Annotated in this window: 5 protein-coding genes; 4 read left to right on the forward strand and 1 reads right to left on the reverse strand. The window is 37.3% G+C overall.

Going from position 1 to position 3,946, the window contains the following annotated elements:
• The first annotated feature begins 3 nt into the window (after positions 1–3).
• Positions 4–951 (forward strand): transketolase family protein, encoded by a 948-nt coding sequence (locus tag ACZYT3_RS12595; RefSeq protein WP_464088896.1) that lies wholly within the window; start codon positions 4–6, stop codon positions 949–951.
• Positions 929–1,090, forward strand: a complete 162-nt coding sequence (locus ACZYT3_RS12600; protein WP_294561380.1) for a hypothetical protein — start codon at positions 929–931, stop codon at positions 1,088–1,090. Before ACZYT3_RS12595 ends, ACZYT3_RS12600 begins: the two co-directional genes overlap by 23 nt.
• A 15-nt stretch (positions 1,091–1,105) precedes the next feature.
• On the opposite strand, the gene ACZYT3_RS12605 is transcribed toward ACZYT3_RS12600, so the two are convergent.
• Positions 1,106–1,489, reverse strand: a complete 384-nt coding sequence (locus ACZYT3_RS12605; protein ID WP_294561379.1) for a desulfoferrodoxin family protein — start codon at positions 1,487–1,489, stop codon at positions 1,106–1,108.
• Between the two features lie 133 nt (positions 1,490–1,622).
• Between ACZYT3_RS12605 and ACZYT3_RS12610 the strand changes: the two genes are divergently transcribed.
• A complete protein-coding gene (locus ACZYT3_RS12610; RefSeq protein WP_464088894.1) occupies positions 1,623–2,330 on the forward strand; it encodes an ABC transporter ATP-binding protein in 708 nt (235 codons plus the stop codon).
• Positions 2,323–3,882: a hypothetical protein gene (locus tag ACZYT3_RS12615; protein WP_464088895.1), complete on the forward strand. Its 1,560-nt coding sequence runs from the start codon at positions 2,323–2,325 to the stop codon at positions 3,880–3,882. The genes ACZYT3_RS12610 and ACZYT3_RS12615 overlap by 8 nt, the downstream gene beginning before the upstream one ends.
• Positions 3,883–3,946: the final 64 nt, after the last annotated feature.

Raw genomic sequence — 3,946 nt, forward strand, 5'->3', positions numbered from 1 at the left:
AAGATGGCAAAAATTGCGACAAGAGAAGCCTATGGAAAGGCACTGATGAAATTAGCACAGCAAAGAGATGATATCGTTGTGTTAGATGCCGACCTTTCAGGTTCGACAAAATCAGGAAGTGTAAAAAAAGTAAAGCCGGATATCTTCTTTAATATGGGGATTGCGGAAGGTAATATGATGGGCGTGGCGGCCGGACTGGCAGCCAGCGGCAAGACTGTCTTTGCGTCAAGCTTTGCGATGTTTGCGAGCGGCAGAGCCTATGAACAGATCAGAAACAGCATTGGTTATCCTGCGCTGAATGTAAAAATATGTGCGACTCATGCGGGTCTGAGCGTTGGTGAAGATGGTGCCAGCCATCAGTGTATCGAAGATATTGCTTTGATGCGTGTGATTCCGGGCATGAAGGTCTTCCAGCCGGCTGATGCGATCGAATGTGAACAGCTGATTGAAGCAGTAGCAGATATCAAGGGACCATGCTATGTACGTATGAGCCGTTTGGCTACGGAGCAGGTACATGATGAGAATTATCAATATGAATATGGAAAAGCAGAAGTGATCCGGGAAGGAAAAGATGTTTTGATCATCACTACCGGACTGGAAGTGCTGGAAGCAATAAAAGCAAGTGAATTATTGAAAGAAGAAGGTATTACACCGACGATTCTTAATGTTCATACGATCAAACCATTAGATGAGAAAACCATTATAGAAATGGCAAAGAAACATTCTGTGATCCTTACTGCTGAAGAACATTCTGTTATTGGCGGATTGGGAAGTGCAGTAGCTGAATGTCTATGCCGAAGCTATCCTGCTAAGCTAATCATGGTCGGTGTTCAGGATACATTCGGAGAAAGCGGTAAGCCTGCTGAACTGTTTGATAAATATGAATTGGATGCAAAACATATCGTAAAGAAGGTAAGGGAAGCATATTATGGAAACGATCAAGCTCGATGATGAAGATTATGGTGAATTTAATGATTTGATGGAGGAATATGAAAACCTGATTGAAGAGTTTAAAGAACAAAATCAGGATATTGCGATTCAAATCGATGAAACCTTGAACGAAAAAAAAGCGAATCATTTTGATAAATGATCGCTTTTTTCATGCTTACAGAGTTGTTTTCCAAAGACCGTGAAGGTTGCAATATTCGTAAACCGCTACAACGCTTTCACCTTCAGCCAGCTTGAATGAAGCAGTAGGTTCTTCGTTTGGATTCAGATATTTTTTCATACCACCCAGGTTTGTCTGTACATAGATCCACTGAATATAATGTTCAGGAAGCATTGGATGATCAACGCTGCCAACACGTACAACCACATTATTGCCTTCTACATTTACCACAGGTACATGTTTTTCTCCTGCTCCGTCACTGGTATTTGGTACCAATTCATGCATGTTTTCACCACAACAAACAATAGGAACGCCTGATTCATGGATCATTTCTACGATATTGCCACAATGATTACATCTAAAAAATTTTACGTCTTTCATAATACTTGTTCCTCTCTTTCAATTTAATTATAGTATCTTTTATTTCCTTATGCAAGCAGATGACACTTTAGAAATATAACTTGATGATGATCGGCATAAAGCTATAATAAAAGATATGATGATGGAGGTTTTTATGAAATTAAAACTAGAGGGAATTCAAAAAAACTTTGATTCAAAAGAAGTCCTGAAAAATATTACCTTTGAATTTGAAGAAGGAAAGATCTACGGACTTCTCGGAAGAAACGGAGCAGGTAAAACGACACTTTTTAATTGTATCAGTGAAGATATTCCTTATGACAAGGGAGAAATGAAGATCATTGAGAATAATCAGGAAAGAAAACTGACAACGGATGATATCGGATATGTCTATTCAACACCTCAGGTTCCTGATTTTCTTACAGGCAGAGAGTTTTTAAATTTCTTTATCGATATCAATCGTTCTAAGATCAGTAATCTGAAAAGCATTGATGACTATTTTAATTTAGTGGGAATCGATCCGGAAGATCGCGACCGCTTATTAAAAGATTATTCCCATGGTATGAAAAATAAGATGATGATGCTTGTGCATATTATCTTCAATCCGAAAATTCTTCTTCTTGATGAGCCGCTGACAAGTTTTGATGTTGTAGCGGCAGCCCAGATGAAACAGCTTTTGAAAGATATATCGGGGAAGCATATTTTGATCTTTTCTACGCATATCATGGAACTGGCCTTGGATCTTTGTGATGAGATCGTCCTTTTAACACATGGAGAATTGGAAAGAATAGAACGTGATGGAGAAGACCGGGATACCTTTGAAGAAAAGATCATTTCCAGATTAAAGGGTGAAGATGATGAATGAGTTTATTTATTCATTTCAACTAAAAAATGTTTATCGTACAAATTCATTTTTATATTATTTAAAACGTTTTCCGTTGATCAAACGGGTGATACCGAATGATGTCTATGCGAAAAAAGGTCTGAAGACATTTGCGAAATGCTTGTCTTTTCTATATGAATTTGTGACACTTTTTATTTGGAAGCTGCTTTATCTTTATTTGATTTTTATGTTACCGTCCATGATGATGGAAACGTCTGTCGATCCAACGATTTCTTTTCATATTTTCTTTTTTATGACGCTGATTGGCGGATTGCTGAATACTTCGATCTTAAATCCTACAAAGGATAAATATTATGCCATCTGTTTGATGAGGATGGATGCTAAAAAGATCGCTTTGAGTGAATTTCTTTATTTTCAGTTCAAAAATTTTATCGGAATGGCCATTGCCGCTTATTTGATTCAGTTATTTATTCCTCTTGATCTTATTTCTTGTCTGAGCCTTTCTATATTGGTCGTTGCCTGCAAATTTATTTTTGGCGCTTTGCTTTTAAAGAAGAGTCAGAAGAAGGTTTATAACGAAAATAAAGGAGATATCTTAAAGCTTGTCTTATGTCTGCTTTTTCTTGGAGCTGCTTTTGTACCGTTATTCTTTTCAATGTATATGTCAATGAGCCTTTATTATATCCTTTGCGGAATCATGATCATTTTTGGTTTATTGGCTTTTGGCTATTTATATAAGTTTGATGGTTATACAGCTATTTACAGAGAATTATTGAAGCCTGAGAATATTATTTTCAATGTTACACAGGTTCAAAAACAAGGAAATAAAGTTTTTACGGATAAGATTGAATATGAGCATATCACAACTTCTAAAAAAGGCTATGCTTATTTAAATTACTTGTTTGTTCAACGTCATAAACGCTTGCTGACAAAAACAGCGAATCGGATCGCACTTGGTTCATTAGCAGTGATTGCTTTGCTTATCGTGGGAGTTGCTGCAGTGGAACCGATAAGGGCAGGAATCAATGAATATTTGATCAGTTTTCTTCCTTATTCATTGTTTTTGATGTATCTGATCAATCGCGGTGAATCAATCACGAAGGCAATGTTCATCAACTGTGATAATGCGATGCTTCATTATCATTTTTATCGCCAGCCGTCTGCAATATTGGGAATGTTCAAACAGCGTCTGCAAAGCTTAATTCTCATTAATTTACGGCCTGCAGGAGTGATTGCGTTGGGGTTGACAATCCTATTGGCAGTAAGTGGCGGAAGTGCCAATCTATCCGATTATGTGATCCTGCCGGTAACGATCCTTTGTCTTTCCGTTTTCTTTTCTGTTCATTATCTGGTGCTTTATTATCTGCTGCAGCCTTTTAACAGTGAAGTAGAAATGAAAAATCCATTTTATCAGGTGATGACTGCATTGACCTATTTTATCTGCTATGGATTCATGCAACGGATCGATTCCCATTATTTTGGTGCTTGGGTCATCGGCTTGACGATCGTTTATATTATTCTTGCTTTATTTCTGACCTATCATCTGGCACCGAAGAGATTTCGACTTAAATAAATTACGCATGCTGATGCATGCGCTTTTTTTTATATATTAGGAAATTTCAATTTTGATGGACAGG

It is taken from the genome of Traorella sp. mt218 (assembly GCF_055420025.1).

Coding starts and splice junctions, on each gene's coding strand:
- ACZYT3_RS12605 (WP_294561379.1), bottom strand. CDS start 1,489: ATGAAAGACGTAAAATTTTTTAGATGTAATCATTGTGGCAATATCGTA.
- ACZYT3_RS12600 (WP_294561380.1), top strand. CDS start 929: ATGGAAACGATCAAGCTCGATGATGAAGATTATGGTGAATTTAATGAT.
- ACZYT3_RS12595 (WP_464088896.1), top strand. CDS start 4: ATGGCAAAAATTGCGACAAGAGAAGCCTATGGAAAGGCACTGATGAAA.
- ACZYT3_RS12610 (WP_464088894.1), top strand. CDS start 1,623: ATGAAATTAAAACTAGAGGGAATTCAAAAAAACTTTGATTCAAAAGAA.
- ACZYT3_RS12615 (WP_464088895.1), top strand. CDS start 2,323: ATGAATGAGTTTATTTATTCATTTCAACTAAAAAATGTTTATCGTACA.